The organism is Massilia sp. LjRoot122 (assembly GCF_964252725.1).
Lineage (GTDB): Bacteria > Pseudomonadota > Gammaproteobacteria > Burkholderiales > Burkholderiaceae_D > Telluria.
Window position 1 is genome coordinate 5,001,005 of record NZ_CAXUPB020000001.1, and the last position, 16,706, is coordinate 5,017,710.

12 protein-coding genes and 1 pseudogene are annotated in these 16,706 nt (G+C 68.0%); 3 read left to right on the top strand and 10 right to left on the bottom strand.

Features of this window, described 5'->3' with window-relative positions; translation table 11 throughout:
- Positions 1-56 precede the first annotated feature (56 nt).
- The 5 genes from ACSQ25_RS21970 to ACSQ25_RS21990 form a co-directional block, all read right to left on the bottom strand.
- Positions 57-2,879, bottom strand: a complete 2,823-nt coding sequence (locus ACSQ25_RS21970) for an ATP-binding protein (protein ID WP_436107769.1) — start codon at positions 2,877-2,879, stop codon at positions 57-59.
- A gap of 8 nt (positions 2,880-2,887) precedes the next feature.
- Positions 2,888-3,589, bottom strand: coding sequence for a hypothetical protein (locus ACSQ25_RS21975; RefSeq protein ID WP_436107770.1), 702 nt, complete (start codon positions 3,587-3,589; stop codon positions 2,888-2,890).
- Positions 3,582-4,952, bottom strand: coding sequence for a hypothetical protein (locus tag ACSQ25_RS21980; protein ID WP_436107771.1), 1,371 nt, complete (start codon positions 4,950-4,952; stop codon positions 3,582-3,584). Before ACSQ25_RS21980 ends, ACSQ25_RS21975 begins: the two co-directional genes overlap by 8 nt.
- 166 nt (positions 4,953-5,118) lie before the next feature.
- Entirely contained in the window at positions 5,119-5,883 is a 765-nt protein-coding gene (locus ACSQ25_RS21985) for a DUF3108 domain-containing protein (RefSeq protein WP_436107772.1), read from the bottom strand.
- A gap of 4 nt (positions 5,884-5,887) precedes the next feature.
- Positions 5,888-6,991, bottom strand: coding sequence for a DUF3108 domain-containing protein (locus ACSQ25_RS21990; protein WP_436107773.1), 1,104 nt, complete (start codon positions 6,989-6,991; stop codon positions 5,888-5,890).
- Positions 6,992-7,112: 121 nt separating this feature from the next.
- Between ACSQ25_RS21990 and ACSQ25_RS21995 the strand changes: the two genes are divergently transcribed.
- Both ACSQ25_RS21995 and ACSQ25_RS22000 read left to right on the top strand, forming a co-directional pair.
- Complete coding sequence (locus tag ACSQ25_RS21995; RefSeq protein WP_436107774.1) at positions 7,113-7,850, top strand: PhaM family polyhydroxyalkanoate granule multifunctional regulatory protein; 738 nt, start codon at positions 7,113-7,115, stop codon at positions 7,848-7,850.
- Between the two features lie 5 nt (positions 7,851-7,855).
- Positions 7,856-8,245, top strand: coding sequence for a GFA family protein (locus ACSQ25_RS22000; protein WP_436107775.1), 390 nt, complete (start codon positions 7,856-7,858; stop codon positions 8,243-8,245).
- A gap of 12 nt (positions 8,246-8,257) precedes the next feature.
- Here the strand turns inward: ACSQ25_RS22000 and ACSQ25_RS22005 are convergent, their stop codons facing one another.
- Positions 8,258-8,776, bottom strand: a complete 519-nt coding sequence (locus ACSQ25_RS22005) for a hypothetical protein (protein ID WP_436107776.1) — start codon at positions 8,774-8,776, stop codon at positions 8,258-8,260.
- A gap of 89 nt (positions 8,777-8,865) precedes the next feature.
- Positions 8,866-9,276: a DUF1428 domain-containing protein gene (locus ACSQ25_RS22010; protein WP_436107777.1), complete on the bottom strand. Its 411-nt coding sequence runs from the start codon at positions 9,274-9,276 to the stop codon at positions 8,866-8,868.
- A 481-nt stretch (positions 9,277-9,757) separates the two neighbouring features.
- Here ACSQ25_RS22010 and ACSQ25_RS22015 point away from each other — a divergent pair.
- Positions 9,758-9,898, top strand: a pseudogene (locus ACSQ25_RS22015) (patatin-like phospholipase family protein); the annotation flags it as partial.
- A gap of 2,678 nt (positions 9,899-12,576) precedes the next feature.
- Here ACSQ25_RS22015 and ACSQ25_RS22020 read toward each other — a convergent pair.
- From ACSQ25_RS22020 to mnmC, 3 genes are all read right to left on the bottom strand, one after another.
- Positions 12,577-14,268 (bottom strand): response regulator, encoded by a 1,692-nt coding sequence (locus ACSQ25_RS22020; RefSeq protein WP_436107778.1) that lies wholly within the window; start codon positions 14,266-14,268, stop codon positions 12,577-12,579.
- Entirely contained in the window at positions 14,265-14,966 is a 702-nt protein-coding gene (locus tag ACSQ25_RS22025; protein WP_436107779.1) for a sensor histidine kinase, read from the bottom strand. Before ACSQ25_RS22025 ends, ACSQ25_RS22020 begins: the two co-directional genes overlap by 4 nt.
- 89 nt (positions 14,967-15,055) lie before the next feature.
- Positions 15,056-16,705 carry an FAD-dependent 5-carboxymethylaminomethyl-2-thiouridine(34) oxidoreductase MnmC gene (gene mnmC / locus ACSQ25_RS22030; RefSeq protein ID WP_436107780.1) on the bottom strand — a complete coding sequence of 550 codons (1,650 nt, stop codon included), beginning with the start codon at positions 16,703-16,705 and terminating at the stop codon, positions 15,056-15,058.
- Between the last annotated feature and the right edge of the window lies 1 nt (position 16,706).

Here is a 16,706-nt window from a genome sequence, read left to right on the forward strand (position 1 = left end):
GCAGTTTGTCACGCAAGGGGCGAAGCATGAAAAAAGGGGCCAGCGGCCCCTTTGTCTTACGCGGCTTTCGCCTCTTCTTTTCGCCTCTGCAGCACGAAGATCGGCTGCGCCCACTGCACGTCCTTCTTCTTCTTGCTGGTAATGAGCGTCAGCTCCGACGGATCGTACACGTCCGTGTTGTGCGTCAGCGGCGTCGTCATCAGGTACTGCGCGTCGGTGTTCTTGAGGAACTCGCCCACCAGCTGGATGTTACGGATGTCCAGGTGCGCGAATGGTTCGTCGATGAACACGAAGCCGCCCGAGCCTTCTTCCGATTTCAGCAGGCCGATCAGCAGCACCAGCGACTTCATCACCTGCTGGCCGCCCGAGGCTTCGCCGTCGTTCATGCCGATCTGGTCCTTGCCGTCGAACTTGAAGCGCACGTGCAGGCCGGCCTGGGCCAGTTGCACGTCGTCGTTCTCCAGGCGCACCGGGTCGGCCTGGACGTCGATGCCGGCCAGCTCGCCCAGCTCCTTGATGTTCTTGGAGTAGGTCTTGATCGTATAACGCAGGCGCTCGATGTAGGCGCCGCGCGCATTGGCGGTGGCCTCGATCGCGCGGTTGTTCTGGTAGCGGCGCTCCTCGGTCTCGCTCTGGCGGCCGGACAGCTGGTCGTTCAGGCGCGCGTACTGGTCGATGACCGTCGCGTCCTGTTCCCAGTCCTCGCGTCCCAGCGCATGCTCGAGCGAGGACAGGCGCAGGTTGACCTGGTGCGCGTTCTGGTGCTTGGCCACGATGGCGCCGCGCCAGCCGGCGTTCTTCCAGTTCTTCGGCACCTGGCGCCAGCCCTTGCGCAAATCCAGCAGTGCCTTCGCGTGCTCGGCGCGCTGCTCGATGGTGCGGCGGTTGTTCAGGCGCATGCCGGCTTCCGCTTCGGACAGGGCCATGCGCGCGTTCTGCCACACGGTGTCGGCACGGGTGCGCGCCACCGTCGCGTTCTTGGTCAGCATCGACAGCTCGCCCAGGCGTGCACCCACTTCGAGGCGCTCGGCCTTGAGCGGCGCCAGCGCGCGTGCGGCTTCCTCGAACTCGGCCTGGCGCGCCGACAGTTCCTTGGCGGCGTCGACACCGGCGATGCGGCCCTTCAGTGCGCCCACTTCGGCGGCCAGCTTGCTGATGGCCAGGGTCAGCGCGTCTTCCTGCGCTTCCAGGCTAGGCAGCAGCTTCTGGATCGCTTCCAGGCGCTGGGTCTTGCCGGCGGAGCCGAAGCGGTAGCGCGAAGGCTCGACGAACAGCGAGCGGCCGCCGCGGCGTTCACGGTGGTAGGCGTCCGGCGTGATCCATTCGTCGGCCTTGGCCTTGAAGCCGGCGTCCACCGAATCCACGCGCTCGATGCGCTCCAGCTGGTCGATCAGCCAGCCCGGCGCCTTGCCCGAGAAGCGCACCACCGACAGCAGGCTGTCATCCTTGACCACCGGCGCTTCCACGCAGTCGGGCACGATGAAGTGGCGGTAGCGCTCCTTCTCGGCCAGGCGGTAGGCCGCCGGCGCATCTTTCGCTTTTTCGAGCAACACCACCGAGGCGTAACCGCCCAGTACACCCTCGACCGCGCCCTGCCACTTCGGATCGGTCACTTCGACGATGTCCGACAGCATGGCGTGCGGGATGCCCTCGTCGCGCAGCGCGCGGCGCATCTGGCGCTGGGCTTCCGGCTCCGGCATCGCGCTCTTGCCCTGCAGCGCGGAGATGGTCGCCATCTCGCCGGCGATCTTGGCGGCGATGTTGTCGCGCGCCGCCTTCTGCTTGGCCAGCTCGGCTTCTTTTTCGTTCAGCTGGTTGGCCACGGCGGCCAGGTCGGCGCCGGCATCCGCCGACAGCTTCTGCAGGCGCTCCTTCTGCTCGGCCAGGCTTTCCAGCGGCTTGAGCTTCTGGTTGACCTGCGTGAGGCGGCTGGCCAGCTCGGTGGCTTCCTGTTCCAGCTGGGTTTCCAGCTTCTGCGCCTCGGTCAGGGCGCGCTGCTGGGCGGCCAGCTGCTGGCGCTTCTCGGCCAGGATGGAATCGGCCTGCAGCAGGGGCTTGCGCGCCTCCTTCAGGTTGCGGCTGATGGCCGCCGCCTTTTCACGGGCCTCGTGGTATTCGAGCGCCGGCAGCACCTCTTCCTGCAGCGCGCGCTTTTCCTTGTGCAGGTCTTCCCACTGGTGGTAATTGGCCACGCGCAGGCGCAGGCCCTCGAGGTTGATGCGCGAGGTTTCCAGTTCCGCCTCGAAGCGCTTCAGCTCCGTCTCGGTGTCGCGCTGGTGGCGCTTGGCTTCGTCGTAGGCGTCCAGCACTTCCTTGTCGCCGAAGACCTGGAACACCAGGTCCAGCAGCTGGCGCGGCGCGTATTCGCACAGTTTATCGGTCTCGCCCTGCTCCAGCGCCAGCACTTTCGACATCGCCGGCGACAGGCCGGCCGAGGCGAGGCGCTTCTTGTAGTTCTCGACGCCCAGCCAGTCGGTGGCTTCGGTGACTTCCTCGATCTCGACGTTCCCCGGGCGCATCAGGTACTGGCGCTTCCAGTCGCCGCCGTTCTTCTGCACCTGGCAGAACAGGGTCACTTCGTCGTCGGCGAAGAAGCCGGAATGGCGGAAGGGGCGGTTGGACAGCTGCTTGCCGACCGGCTTGTTGTCGACCACGGCGCGCAGCCAGGCGCTCTGCTGGCCCGAGTGGCGCGCATAGTGTTTATAGGTGCGGCCCATCGAGCAGTCCAGGCCGAACAGGGTACGCAGCGCGTCCAGCAGCGTGGTCTTGCCGGAGCCGTTCTGGCCGGCGATCGTGATGATTTTGGCGTCCAGCGGGATGTTCTTGATCCGCTGCCAGTAATCCCAGTGGACCAGTTCGAGTGATTTGATGTGGAACATGGGCTACCTCAGGTCGGGGTTTCTTCGTCAGCGGCTTCGACGACGGCATCGTTGGCGGCGTCGATCTTGCGCGGGGCTGCGGCCAGCGGTGCGCGCTTGAACACGTCGGCCAGCGCGCCATTGATGATGCGTTCCTTCAGCAGGTCGGTGTCCATCATCAGGTCCAGCAGCGGGCCTTCCAGGATCACGTCGCCGCGGCGCTCGATGAAGCCGAGCTTCGAGAGCACGCCCAGGTTCATGTCCATGCGGGTCTTCTTGCCCAGCTTGTCGCCGAAGTCGGACAGCAGCGCGGTGTAGGAGATGCCGATCGAGGTGTCCTCGGCGCGCGGGATCGGCGCGTCCTTTTCGAACATGTCGGTCTGGTCGTCCGCCACCGTGACGTGGGTTTCCTGGCGCTCGCGCTTGGGCAGGATGATCTGCGCCCACAGCACCACCAGCAGGGCCACGCCGTCGCGGGTCAGGCCGAAGTTATTGTTCTGCCAGATGTCCTTGGCGCCGAAGATCTTCGGCTCGACGTTGCGGTGCAGGGCGATCGTGACGTGGTCGGCATAGACGTTGTCGAGCAGCTTCAGGCCGCATTCCAGCAGGCGCTTGTCGACTTCGATGCGGAACTGCTCGTCCGACAGCGCGCGCTTGACCATCTTGTCGTCGCGGCGCAGGGTCTGGTGCGTCAGCAGGCGCGCGATCAGGATTTGTGCGTCGTCATTCATCGGGGTTACCGCTTTCAGGATTCAGTGAGAGGGTGGCGATCGACATCGCCGCCACTTCCGGGTCGTCGAGCTGGATCATCTCGTCGGTCGGTTCGAATTTCACGGGCAGGCGCGCCAGCTCGGCGGTCGCGCCCTGCAGGCTGGCCTCGGCGGCGTCGCCCAGCAGCGGCAGCAGCGAGGCGCGATAAGAAGCAACAGCGAAGCTGGCCGGCAGCAGGGATTCGTGCAGCGCCACCTTCTTCGGGCCGCTCTCCGAGAATTCCGGGAAGTTGCCGAGGTTGGCGAAGTCGGCCAGCTTGTTGATCCAGTCGTTCAGTTCGGCCTGCATGGCCGGGTTGTCGTTGACCGTCAGCGGCGCGTCGGTACCGGTCGGCAGGCCCTTGGGGCCGGTCGACACCACGCGCTCGAGCAGCAGTTCGGTCTCGGCCACGTCGATCATCTCGGCCGGGGTGCCGAACAGCGGCACCACCGGGCGGTCGATCGCTTCCTCGGCCAGGCTGGCCAGGTCTTCGTGGGCCAGCAGCCAGCGCTTCACGTCGGTGGTCGACAGGCCGGACTGGCCCAGGTGCACGCGCTGGCGCTCGATCTGGTTCAGGGCGCGCGAGAACATGCCCTGCATGTTCAGCAGCGCGCTCTGGGCGCGGCCGATGGCCTGCGCCGCCTTGTGGGTGGCCGAATCGGCGTTCGGATCCATCGTGATCGCACGCAGGATGACGGAACCCTTCTCGACCCAGTCGCAGGCCATGTGCCACTTGGCCTGCGAGGTGCGCAGGCGGAATTCGGAACCCGAGGCGATGGCGTCGCGGAATTCCTCGGTCAGCTCCACCAGGCGGCCCAGCAGGTGGCGCAGCTGCTCCACGGTGACGCCGCCCACGGCCTGGGCGCCGGCCACCTGCGACAGCAGGAAGCCCATCTCGGCGTCGTCTTCTTCCGGCTTGGCCAGCGCGATCAGGGTGTCCAGGGCGGACAGCACGTTGCGCGCCAGCGGCGTGATGCGGTAGACGGAGGCCGGGGCATCCCAGGCCAGCAGGCCGTGGCCACGCAGGCGGTTCAGCACCGTCTCCAGGCTTTCCGCGGTCAGGTAGGCCAGCTTGTTGTTGATGTCGGCGCGCGAGAAGGCCGAGCTGCCGGTGTCGCTGGCCAGCTCGCGCAGGACCAGCAGACGCACCAGGACGCCGTCCTGGGTGCCGTGGAACAGCGCCGTGAAGGCCGACAGCATGGGCTGGGCGCGCTTGAGGTGGTAGACCTGCTCGATCTCGTCGGGCGCGACACCGTTCTGGAAGTGCGCCTGCAAGGGGTCGTCTTCCAGCGGAGTCGAAAGGGAATCTACGGCGAGCGCCGCGCCGGCAAGGTGGTCGATCATATAAGTACCGTTCTCTGGCGCGGACAGGCTCAACCGGTCCGCGGGGGCGCCAGTATAACAGTTTAGGATCGGCAACTAGCAGCCGTGGAGGCCTGCCATTGCAGGAAAGACACACCAATCCATTGTCTTGAAAACAAGACAATGTTGCAAATATGTGAAGCCGGGTTCACTGTTTCGTAACAGTGTTCAGGGTCTGCTCGATCTGTTCCTTGTCGCCGTCGGCATAACGCAGCTTGACCGGATACCACTCGTGCCTGGGCGCCAGCCAGACTTCCAGCACCTGGTCCTTCTTGTCGGCCACCGGCTGGCGCGCCACCAGCACGGCCTCGACCTCGCCCAGGCCGGTGCGCACTTTTTCGCGCTTCACGACCTTGAACACCCAGGTTTCGGCGTCATTGCGGCCGGCCACGAAAAACGGCCATAGCGAACCCGGCTTGAACTTCGCGCCGGCGCCGCGCGCCACCGCCGCCAGCTGCCAGGTGATCGATGCGCGGTCCTGTTCCCCGCCCTTGAGCGGATAGACCTGCCTGCCGTCGCTGAAGCGCAGCTGCTTTGCCTCGCGGTCGAAGCTGGTCGTGGTCGGGTCCTTGCGCATGCGCTTTTCGTGGAATTCGGCCGGCGCGAGCCCGAAGGCATCGATCGCCCCGCTGCTGCGGTTGTCCGTGATGGTGCCCAGCACCGGCACCCGCGATTCGGCGGTGACGGCGTATTGCCCGCCGCCGGCGCGCCAGGTGACGACGGCCTCGCCCTTCAGGCCGAAGCCGCGATGGCGGGCCTGCAGTTCGTAGTTCAGGTCGGCCGAGGGCGGCAGGTCGAAGGGGCGCTTGACGGCGGCCGGCGCATCCTGCGCCATAGCAGAGCCTACCGCCGTGCCCAGGGCCAGCGCCAGCAGCAGGCCGCAGCCGCTGTGTCCTACGGTGAGTCTTTGCATGTGTTTACAGTCCTGGTTGGGTCATGGCGATGTGATTCACCGTTTGCGTCGTTACCGCGCCGTTGGCTTCGCTGCTGCGGATCTGCACCGGCAGCCAGCCGTGCGCCGGCGACAGCCAGATATCCAGCCGCGACTTGTACGAGCCCTGCTTGGGCGGACGCGCCACGCGCACGGTCTGCAGGCGGCCCACCGGCGTATCGATCTCCTCCGGTCCCATGACGTTAAAGGTATAAACGCTGCCCCAGCGGTCTTCGCCGACAAACATGTCGATATCGCCGCTCAGCTGCTTCTCGTCGCCGCGCGCGATGGCCGTCAACTGCAGCGGCACCGTGGCCTTGTCCTGGGCGCCGGGCAGCAGCGCGTAGTGGTTTTGCGAGGCCGAGAAGCTCACTTTGTTGGCGGGCCAGTCGAAATGGGTGGCCGTCAACGCGCGGCCGCGCCGCTTTTCCGTCATCTTCACCGGCGCCAGGCCGGTGTTGCCGAGGTGGCCTTCGCTGGTGAGCACCGCCAGGTTCACGCGCGCGAACACGATCCTGATGCCGGCTTCGAAGCGCACCCGGTAGGCCTGCTCGTTCCGTTTCCACGACAGCAGGGCCTGGCCGGACCAGCGGGTGCCGTCGGCGTCCGTGCGCGCGACCTCATAGGTGAGCTCGGCCGGCGGCGGCACGTCGACCTTGTAGCGGCGGATCGTATGCACGACCGGCGCCGGGCCGGGTTCGGGTACGGCCGGAGCGGGTTCTGCGGCAGCGACCTGGGGCGCAGGCGCAGGTTCAGCCGGGGGCGTGGTGGCCTGCGCCGGCGGACCCGGCGGGACCGGCTCGCCGACCGCATCCTCCTTGATCGCGATGGTCGGCAGCGGAACGAAGTCCGGCAGCGGCGGCTGCACGATCTTCGGCGCGGGCGGCGGCACCGGTTCGGTGACGGGCGCGTCAGGCGGCGTCGACGGCAGCAGCCGCGCGAGGCTGAGCATGGCTTCGCCCTCGCGCCCCGGCAGCGCGATGCCCTGCGTACCTGCCGTGAGCCAGCCCAGCACCAGCCAGTGCAGCAGCACGATCAGCGTGCCCAGCACCACCGCGCGGAGCCGCTGAGGATGAAAAGCGGAACTCATTCCGCTAGTGTAGCCTGAGCACGGCCGCGGCGCAGACCGCTGCCCGCATGACGCTTTAACGCACGGGCTTTGACCCGTGTTAGTTATCTGCTACGCTTAGCTTTCCATTAAGGAGACACCGATGCTCAAGCCACCCATGCCGAACGCTGCCGGAATGACCGATACACTGGAATTCGTGAAGAACCTCTGGGGGGGCATGAACATCCCCGGCGTCGGCATGCCGGGCATGCCGGGCATGACCGGCTCCAGCCTGTCCGTGGACGACCTCGACAAGAAGATCGCCGACCTCAAGGCGGTCGAATCCTGGCTGAACCTGAACCTCGGCATGCTGCGCGGGACCATCCAGGCGCTCGAGGTCCAGCGCGGCACCCTGGCGACGCTCAAGGCCATGGGCGACAGCATGGCCCAGGCCATGCAGCGCGCCGGCAACGACCCGGCCATGACGGCACCCTTCGCCCAGTTCTTCGCCCAAGCTGCGGCAGCGCCGACCCCTCCCCCACCGCCCGCTCCGAATCCGGCTTCCACTCCGCAGGCCGACAGTGCCAAGGCCGCCTCCAGCCAGCCCGCCGATGCCGGAGGCCCGCCGAACGCCAGCAGTGCGATGCCGGCCGCGGTCGCATGGTGGAATTTGCTTCAAGATCAGTTTCGCCAGGCGGTGAGCAGCGCCATGCCGCCGGCCGGCGGCGCGCCGGAAACGGGCGACAAGTCCGATGGCGCGGCCAAGGCGGCGCCTGCCGAACCGAAGGCGGGCGGCTCGCCGCTGGACGTGTCCGGCGGGGCGCCGGAAACGGCTCCCGGCGGCGGCAACGGTTCCGGGCGCGTGGGACGCAATCCGCGCGTCAAGGCCGACAAGGGCTGAACCGAATGGATGGCTTCAACGGCGGTTGCCTGTGCGGCGACGTCCGCCTCCTGGCGACGGGGCGGCCCGACCGGGTCGGCCTGTGCCACTGTCTCGACTGCCGCAAGCACCATGGCGCGCTGTTCTATGCCGCAGCGATCTTTCCGCAGGCTGCGGTGAGTGTCAGCGGCGAGACCCGCGAGTACGCCGGGCGGCATTTCTGTCCGCGCTGCGGTTCCTCGGTGTTTGCGCGCAGCGGGGATGAAGTCGAGGTGCACCTGGGTGCGCTCGATGCGCCGGACCAGTTCATGCCGACCTATGAGAACTGGATCCTGCGGCGCGAATCCTGGTTGCCGCCGTTTCCGCTCGAGAAGCACTACGAGCGAAACCGTGGCGATGCCCCACCTCTTGCGTGAGCGCTCACGCGCTCACAGCACGAAGCGATCCAGTCCCACGATTGCCGTCACCGCCAGGGATGCCACCAAGTAACACAGGACCTGGTCTTTCCAGCCCAGTCCCAGGCGCTTGCTTGCCGCCACGACCAGGGCGATCAAGCCGCCGGCCACCAACACCGGCAAAGTCCATTTACCCAAGCCAAAATACAGACTGACACGCGCTTCGTCGTTCGGATGGAGAAAGCTGACCAGGCCGGCGGTCAGGCGCGAGAAGGCCGCCGCATACAGGAAAGCGAAGGCCGTCGATGAGGCGCTGCGCCGGACCAGGACGTATGCCACCAGGCCCTGCAGGATGGTATAGGCCGGGCCGGAGATATCCGCCAGCATCCGCTGCCAGGGCTCGGCCGGCGTGAGGTAGCGGACCGCGTTCAGGCCGAAGCGCATCTCGAAGCCGAGCGCCGCCCCCATCAGCCAGTGTGCCGATTCGTGCAGGAGATTGGTGATGAAGAAGACGACGACGAGCCAGGGGAAGAACGCGGGTTTCAGCTTCATGGACATACCGGTTGGTACAGCGATCGGGACAGCTGCCTTGTCATGCGCCTGCACTGTACTGTAAGTACCGGATGTTTTCCAGTTTTCAATTACTCTCGAATAAGTGAGCGATCGAGCATGGGCAGGAAGCCGGCTGCGATCAGGCGTGCGCCATCGAATGCGGGTGGCCGGTCCCCGAACTGCATGCGGGGATCGGCCGTCAGCTTTTCCATGCCTGCATCACGGGTCGGCTTGTCGGGCCATTCGACCCAGGACATCACGACGGTCTCGTCCTTCCCGGCGCCGGCAGCGGCATGGAAGCTCCCATAGTTGTCCGCCGGCTGGCGGGCGTCGACGCCATGGTAGGTGGCAGCGTCCGGGCCCGACTCGTCGAGCCAGCACTCGACGACGCGCAAGGCGCCATGGTCGCGCAATACTTCCCACGACAGCTTCGCCAGTTGCTCGTACTGCGCCCGGTTGGCGCGCGGCACCGGGGCGAGGAAACAATCGATATAGCGCATGGATGACTCTCCAGGTCCCGCGGCAGGACGAAGCCGCGAGCAAAGATTACCAGACCTGCTCATCTACGTACTCTTGATGCAATCGGTAGCGTAGGCTTCATTGGCGTGCTGAACTGACCCGGCGGGACAGGTCTTTGCCATCCCGCCCACGTCTTCAGCAGGAGTGCGCGTGCCCACTTTCGACCCTGCCAACCTGGCCCCGGCGCAAATCGCCGACCTGCGCCGCAAACTGGAGGCGGCCGCCTGCCGCCCGCCGGCGCATGCCTGCACGCTGGGCGAGCTGGCCGAGGCGATCGTCGAGTTCCGCCGGCGCGAGGGCATCGCCGGCCGCGGCGTCCTTGACGAAGCGACCTTGCAGCGCCTCGACGAGGTCAGCGGAGCCACCTTCCACGATGTCTTCCTCGACGAACTCGCGCTGCTGCGCCCGGATCCCGACAGCGCCCCCGACACCGACATCACAGCGCGTGCCCACCAGGCCGGGATGGTCGGGCTGGCGCTGTCCGGCGGCGGCGTGCGCAGCGCCACCTTCGGGCTCGGCGTGCTGCAGGCGCTGGCGGCGCAGGGGCTGCTGCGCCACCTCGACTACCTGTCCACCGTTTCCGGTGGCGGCTTCATCGGCGGCTGGCTGTCCAAGTGCATCCATGAACAGGGCGGCGACGTGCGCAAGGTGGAGGAGATGCTGGCGCAAGGAATTGGCAATGCAAGCGGCAGCGCCGAGGCGCCGGCGATCCGCTTCCTGCGCCAGTACAGCAACTACCTGTCGCCGCGCGGCGGCATGTTCAGTGCCGACACCTGGACCCTGATCGGCACCTACATCCGCAATACCGGCCTGAACCTGACCATGCTGGTCGCCTGGCTGTGCGCCCTGCTCCTGCTGCCGCGCGTCGCTGTCTGGGCGGTGCACCGCATCGTCGACCCGGGCGGGGCCTGGGCCAGGTATGCCGACCTGGCCTGGATGGCCGGTGTGCTGCTGTTCCTGTTCGCCGTGTTCTGCATCGCCCTGAGCATCTCCAGCAAGCCCAGCGGCTCGCGCGGGCGGCGCCGCTTTCCGCTGTCGCAGGGGGCGGTGCTCTGGTGGATCAACCTGCCGCTGCTGCTGGCGGGCTTCCTCGGCAGCGTGGGCCTGTGGCGGCACGGCGGCGAAGTGCCGTTCTGGGAGTCGGGCATGCTGCCGGCCCAGCTGCAGGGGCGCGCCTGGTGGCTGCTGGCGCCCGGCTTCGTGTACTTCGTGGTGTGGGCCATCGGCTGGTACCTGGCGCACGATCGCACCAGCGTCTACCGGCGCGCCGGCTACACCTTCTGCGCCGCGGCCTTCGTGGCGGTGATGGCGGTGCTGTGCGCGGCGGCGCGCGCCTTCGCGCCCGAAACCATGCTGCGGCTGATGGCGCCGGACACCGGCTTCCATGTGGTGATCGGCCTGTCGGTGCTGTGCATGGTGCTGGTGCTGCTGGCCGTCGCCCTCGTCGTGCAGCAGCGGCTGCTGCAGCCGCATCCACCCTCGGCCGACGTGACCCGCATCGAAGTGGTCGAGGGCGTGTCGCACCTGCTGTGCGCCCTCGGCGCGCTCACCATCGGCACGGTGCTGCTGCTGGTCGGGCTGTCGCTGCTGCCCGACCCGAGCACGCACCCGGTGCTGAACAACGCGATCGCCCTTACCAGCTTCGGCATGCCGCTCATGATGGCGCTGTTCGCCGGCACCATGACCTTGATGATCGGCCTGATCGGCCGCATGTACAGCGACGCCAGCCGCGAATGGTGGAGCCGGCAAGGCGCCTGGACCTGGATCTTCGCGCTGGCCTGGGCCGCGATGTTCGGCGTGGCCTTCTTCCTGGCGCCGCTGCTGCACTGGGCCTGGCTGACCTACGACCCATGGTCGCATGCCGGCACGGTGCTGGGCTGGCTGGCCATGACCTGGTTCGGCCTGAAGGCGGGCAGCGGCAGCGCCACCGGCATCCGCGCCACAGACTCCCGGCTCGACCTGGCGGCAAGGCTGGCGCCCTACGTGTTCACCGCCGGCGTATTCGCACTCCTCAGTGCACTGGTGCAGGTGACGGTGGCGCCGCCGCGCATCGACTGCCCCGGCGTCATCACCCTGGCCTGCGTCTACGGCGCCCACACCAGCGCCACCCTCGCGACCGACGGCGACAAGCTGGCGATCGCCTTCGCGGGATTCCTCGGCGCCGCCCTGCTGCTCGGCTGGCGTGTCGACATCAACAAGTTCTCGCTGTATATGCTGTATCGGAACCGCCTGGTGCGCGCCTACTTCGGCGCCAGCAGCCGCGCGCGCAAGCCGCATCCCTTCACCGGCTTCGACCCGGGCGACGACCCGCTGCTGGCGGACCTGAAGCAGCAGCGGCCCTGCCACATCATCAATACCTCGCTCAACCTGGTCGGCGGCGAGGAACTGGCCTGGCGCACCCGCAAGGCGGCCTCCTTCACCTTCACGCCGCGCTACTGCGGCTTCGAACTGCCGGTGGGATCGGTCAGCGGCTGCTACCGCCCGACCGACGCCTACGGCTCGCGCTCGGGCGCCGGAGCCGACGACGATGCCGGCGTGCGGCTCGGGATGGCGATCGCCGTTTCGGGCGCGGCGGCCAGCCCGAACATGGGTGCGCATTCGTCGCCGCCGCTGAACTTCCTGATGACGATGTTTAACGTGCGCCTCGGCCGCTGGTGTCCCAATCCGCGCAAGGCGGCCTGGCAGCAGTCCTCGCCGCCGGTCGGGTTGTTCAGCCTCCTGGCCGAGCTGTTCGGCCTGACCAATGCCGACGCCAGCTATGTCTACCTGTCCGACGGCGGGCACTTCGACAACCTCGGCATCTACGAACTGGTGCGGCGGCGCTGCCGCCTGATCATCGCGGTGGACGTGGCCAGCGACGGCCGCCTGGCCTTCGAGGACCTGGGCAATGCGATCCGCAAGTGCGCCACCGACCTGCACGTGCGGATCGACCTCGATGTCTCGCAGCTGGCGCAGCTGGGCGATGAAGGCCTGTGCGGGTCCAGCTGCGCGCTGGGCACGGTGCGCTACAGCGGGGTGGACCAGGGCGGCGTCGACGGCACGCTGCTGTACCTGAAACCGGCCATCGTCGGCAAGGAAAACGCCGACCTGCTCAACTACCGCAAGGTGCACCCGGCGTATCCGCACGAAAGCTCGGTGGACCAGTGGTTCGACGAGACGCAGTTCGAGAGTTACCGGGCGCTGGGGCAGTACGTCGGGGAGTGCGCGCTGGGCAGGGCGGCGGCGGCGGCGCGCAGACAGGATGGTGGGCTCGATGTCGCCGCCTTATGCGCGGCGCTCACTCAAGTAGCGGCAGCCTCCGCCACCGCCGGCACCTCTTCCACCTTGGGCACCAGCCCCATCAGCTGCTCCATCAGCTGCGCGAATCGCTGCTGCCCCGGCTGCACCCGGTCCACGTGCCCCAGCACGCCGTGCGCTTCCTCGTGCAGCTCCACGCTGTAGCCGCGCTGCTGCAGGTGCGAGATCAGGATCTGCGCGGAGTTGAACAGGATGCGCACGTTGTGCGGCAGCGCCGCGCGTGCGTTGCGCATCCATTCGACCGCCTCGGCCAGCTTGCCGGTCTTCCACAGCAGCACGCCCTGGTTCATCAGGTCGATCGCTTCCTTGCGCGCGCCGCGGATCAGCTTTTCGCCTTCCTCGCCCATGCGCGCCTTCTCGAAGATCTGCTGCACCTCGTCCTGCAGCAGGGTGTTGTCGTGGTTGTTGCGGATCACGTAGCACAGCAGGTCGGCCGGCGCTTCCTTGACCCCGACCGCGAACAGCAGGGTCGCCATCTCGAGGCAGGTCGGCACGTCGGGGCGTTCCGGGGTCGCCTGCAGCAGCGCTTCCAGCTCGTCGCCGGCCTTGCGCGCACGGCGGTAGTCGCCGCTCTCGTGGTACACCAGGCCCTCGGTGATCTTGGTGCGCAGCTCCATGTCCGGATGGTCCGCACCAAACTCGCGCTGAGCCGCGATCAGCAGCTGCAGCGCTTCCTTCGGGTCGTTCTTCAGGCCGCACACGCGCGCCAGGCCGAGGTAGGCGTCCGGCGTCTTGCGGATCGAGTACTCGCCGATCGCGATGCACTTGCGGAAGGCCTTCTCCGCCATGCCGACGTTCCCCAGCTTCAGGCAGGCCTGGCCGAGGTTGCGCTGGCGCGGCACCGAATTGGGCGACAGCTTGGCGGCGCGCTCGAGGATGTTCAGGGCTTCTTCATGCTTGCCCATGTTCTGCCAGGCCAGCGCCAGCTGGTCGTAGGCGTCGATGTAGTAGCGGTTCTCGGCGATCACGGTCTGGAACATCTGGCGTGCCTGCTCGAAGTCGCCGTCGGCCATGCGGATCTTGGCCAGGCCCGCGCGCGCCCACTGGTACTCGCGCTGGGCCAGCACGCGTTCGTAGGTCTCGCGCGCCTTGGCCGGTTCCCCGCTCTTTTCCATCAGCCGCGCCTTCATGCGCAGCAGGTCGATCTCGTGCGGCTTGTTGCCCGCGATCTGCTCGTCGCACAGGCGCGCGGCGCGCAGGTAGTCCTTCTCGGCATAGGCCTGGTCGATCAGGCTGAACACCTGCTTCTTGCGCCATACGCGATTCAGGCGCGTGAGCAGCACGCCTTCGGTGATCGGCTTGACCAGGTAGGCGTCCGGCTGGTGCTCGGCCGCGCCCATCACCGACTCGACGCTTTTTTCGGCCGACACCATCAGGAACACGCTCGAGGGCAGCAGCAGGTTGCGCATGCGCGCCTCTTCCAGCACCTGCTGGCCGTTCTTGCCCTCGCCGAGGTTGAAATCGCACAGCACCACGTCGTAGCGGGTCTTGTTCAGCAGGCCCATGGCCTCGCCGCCGCTGGACGCCTGGTCGATGTTGCGCGCGCCCAGGCTGCGCAGGGCTTCACGCAGCAGCTGGCGCACGCCGATGAAGTCGTCGACCACGAGGTAGGTTTTGGATGCCCAGTCGACCTGGTCCGCCGTGGGCGAGGCGAAAGCGCTTGTGACCGCGTTCATGGCAGCGTCAGGATGAAGCAGCCGCCACCGAGCCGGCCGCCGTTTTCGAGACGCACCATACCGCTGCGTTCACGGTGGCGGTGCATGCGCGCCACCTCGCGCGAGAAATGCAGGCCCAGGCCGGCGCTGTTGGTCAGGAAGTTGACGCCGAAGGCCGTGCCGCTCATCGCCTCGCTCCCCGCCTCCAGCAGGGTGGCGGGGAAGCCGGCGCCGTTGTCCTCGACGCGGATCTCGAGCCAGCCGTCGCGTTCGCGCGCCACCAGCAGGATGCGGTCCTGGGTGTAGTGCACGGCATTGTTGACCGCATGCGACACCACCCCGACGATCAGGTCTTCATCGAAGTGCCACACCAGCTCCGGATCGAGGTCGAGGTCGAGCCGGATGCCGCGCGATTCCAGCAGCACGCGTTCGAGCGCGACCACCTGCTCGGCCAGCTGGCCGACCTCGAGCGGCTGCACGTCGAACGGATACTCGGGGGTGCCCACGTGCTTGTACAGCGCCAGCAGCTGCATGAGGTTGTCGTTCAGGCGGCGCGTCTGGTACAGCATCTGCGCCATCTGCGGATACGCCTTCTCGGTCTCGGGCGAGGCGTCGACGAGCAGGCGCTCGAGCGTGCCGGACAGGACGCTGATCGAATTCTTCATGTCGTGCGCAGTCGACGCGAGGAACATGGACAGGGGCGAGTGTGGATCTTCCATCGAGGTGGCCGGGCTTCGGCCGAAAATTACCTTACGTCAATTATACCGCCCGCGATTTGACAGTTTATGGTGGAATGTAACGTTTTGCGTCAAAGCAACACAGCGCGGCGGCGGGCGCGCAGCACGAAGCGTGCGGGATCGAGCGCGTCGACCAGGGCCGTCTCCAGCGGCAGCGGTTCGCCCTCCAGCTGCGCGGCCAGCAGTTCGGCGGCCAGGGGCGCCCAGATCAGGCCGCGCGAGGCATAGCCGAGCAGCGCATGCAGGCCGGGATGGCGCGGCAGGTCGCGCAGGCGCTCGGTGGCGCCGGCGGCGGCAAAATCCGGCAGGCGGCCGACCAGCGGCAGCCGGTCCGGGGCCACGCAGCGGAAGCCCACGCGGCCGGCCAGCGGCGCACCCGCGGCCGCTGCGGGGTCGGACACGAGGCCGCGCAGGCGTTCGAGGTTCTCTTCGTGGCTGGCGATGCGCAGCTGCGGGTCGGCATCCAGGTCATAGGTGGCGCCGGCGCAGGCGATGCCGCCGGCAGCCGGGGTCAGGTAGGCTTCGCGGCACAGCACCAGCGGCAAGGCGGGCAGGCTGCCGTTGTCCAGGTGGCTCACCTGCCCGCGCAGCGCGGCCAGCGGCAGCGCGCGCGATTGCGCCAGGCTGCGCGCACCGGCGCCGGTGGCCAGCACCACGGTCGGTGCGCGGGCGACGGTGGCGCCGTCCTCGCTCTTGGCCAGCCAGTCCTCGCCCTCGCGCACCAGCTCCACCGTGCCGGCGCCGAAACGGCGTTCGAGACGATCGCCGCACGACTGCAGCATCGCCTCGCACACGCTGCCGGGGCGTGCCCAGCCGCCCTGCGGGAACAGCCAGCCGCCATCCGGTGCGGGCAGCCCGAGCAGCGCTTCGGCCTCGGGGCGCTCCAGCCAGCGTGCGAAGTCCGCCGGATAGTGCGCTTCACGTGCGATCGCGCGCGAGACTTCGGCGTGGCCGGCGTCGCGCGCCAGTTGCAGCACGCCGCAGGCCTCGCCTTCGATGGCGCCGCCGACGCCGCCCAGCTGGCGCCAGGTGCGCAGCGCATACAGGTAGGCCGCGCGCGTCAGGCGGGTCGGGATATTGTCGTCGCGCGACAGCAGCGGCATGAAGATGCCGGCCAGGTTGCCCGAGGCTTCCATGGCCGGCGCCGGGTGGCGCTCGACCAGGCTCACCTGCCAGCCGCGCGCGCACAGGCTGGCGCAGGCGGCGGAACCGGCCAGTCCCGCGCCGAGGACGATGGCGCGCTTCTGCGCTGCCGGCAGCACCGGCGGGACCGGGAGGCGCGGCTTGCGGCTGGCGAAGCTCGCGCTGCCGCTGTCGCCATCGAAGACGAAGCCCTGCGCCTGCAGCGCCACGCGCTGTTCGCCGTCCAGGCCCTCGGCATGCAGGCGCGCGCCTGCCGCCGCGATGCGTGCCAGCGGCCGTGCGAAGCCGGTTCCGGCGATGCCTTGCAGGTGGAAGTAGTCGGGCTGCGCGCCCAGCTGCGCCAGCGCCTCGTCGAGCGGCGCGGCGAGCAGGGTCAGCGTCAGGCCCGGGTCGTCCTGCGGAATGCGGTGGAAGCCCGGCAGCAAGCCTTCGGTGAGGGCCACGACGTGCAGCCGCGCCGGACGCTCCGGATCGGCACGCCAGGCGTCCTGCAGCGCGCGCACCCGGGCGCCGCCGCCATACGCGGTGTCGAACACCGTATAGCGTTCGCGCCCGCGCCAGTGTGCGCCCAGGTCCATG

What these genes read in the sequence shown, in the direction of transcription:
- ACSQ25_RS21970 (WP_436107769.1), bottom strand. Translation starts at nt 2,879, where the DNA reads ATGTTCCACATCAAATCACTCGAACTGGTCCACTGGGATTACTGGCAG.
- ACSQ25_RS21975 (WP_436107770.1), bottom strand. Translation starts at nt 3,589, where the DNA reads ATGAATGACGACGCACAAATCCTGATCGCGCGCCTGCTGACGCACCAG.
- ACSQ25_RS21980 (WP_436107771.1), bottom strand. Translation starts at nt 4,952, where the DNA reads ATGATCGACCACCTTGCCGGCGCGGCGCTCGCCGTAGATTCCCTTTCG.
- ACSQ25_RS21985 (WP_436107772.1), bottom strand. Translation starts at nt 5,883, where the DNA reads ATGCAAAGACTCACCGTAGGACACAGCGGCTGCGGCCTGCTGCTGGCG.
- ACSQ25_RS21990 (WP_436107773.1), bottom strand. Translation starts at nt 6,991, where the DNA reads ATGAGTTCCGCTTTTCATCCTCAGCGGCTCCGCGCGGTGGTGCTGGGC.
- ACSQ25_RS21995 (WP_436107774.1), top strand. Translation starts at nt 7,113, where the DNA reads ATGCTCAAGCCACCCATGCCGAACGCTGCCGGAATGACCGATACACTG.
- ACSQ25_RS22000 (WP_436107775.1), top strand. Translation starts at nt 7,856, where the DNA reads ATGGATGGCTTCAACGGCGGTTGCCTGTGCGGCGACGTCCGCCTCCTG.
- ACSQ25_RS22005 (WP_436107776.1), bottom strand. Translation starts at nt 8,776, where the DNA reads ATGAAGCTGAAACCCGCGTTCTTCCCCTGGCTCGTCGTCGTCTTCTTC.
- ACSQ25_RS22010 (WP_436107777.1), bottom strand. Translation starts at nt 9,276, where the DNA reads ATGCGCTATATCGATTGTTTCCTCGCCCCGGTGCCGCGCGCCAACCGG.
- ACSQ25_RS22020 (WP_436107778.1), bottom strand. Translation starts at nt 14,268, where the DNA reads ATGAACGCGGTCACAAGCGCTTTCGCCTCGCCCACGGCGGACCAGGTC.
- ACSQ25_RS22025 (WP_436107779.1), bottom strand. Translation starts at nt 14,966, where the DNA reads ATGGAAGATCCACACTCGCCCCTGTCCATGTTCCTCGCGTCGACTGCG.
- mnmC (WP_436107780.1), bottom strand. Translation starts at nt 16,705, where the DNA reads ATGGACCTGGGCGCACACTGGCGCGGGCGCGAACGCTATACGGTGTTC.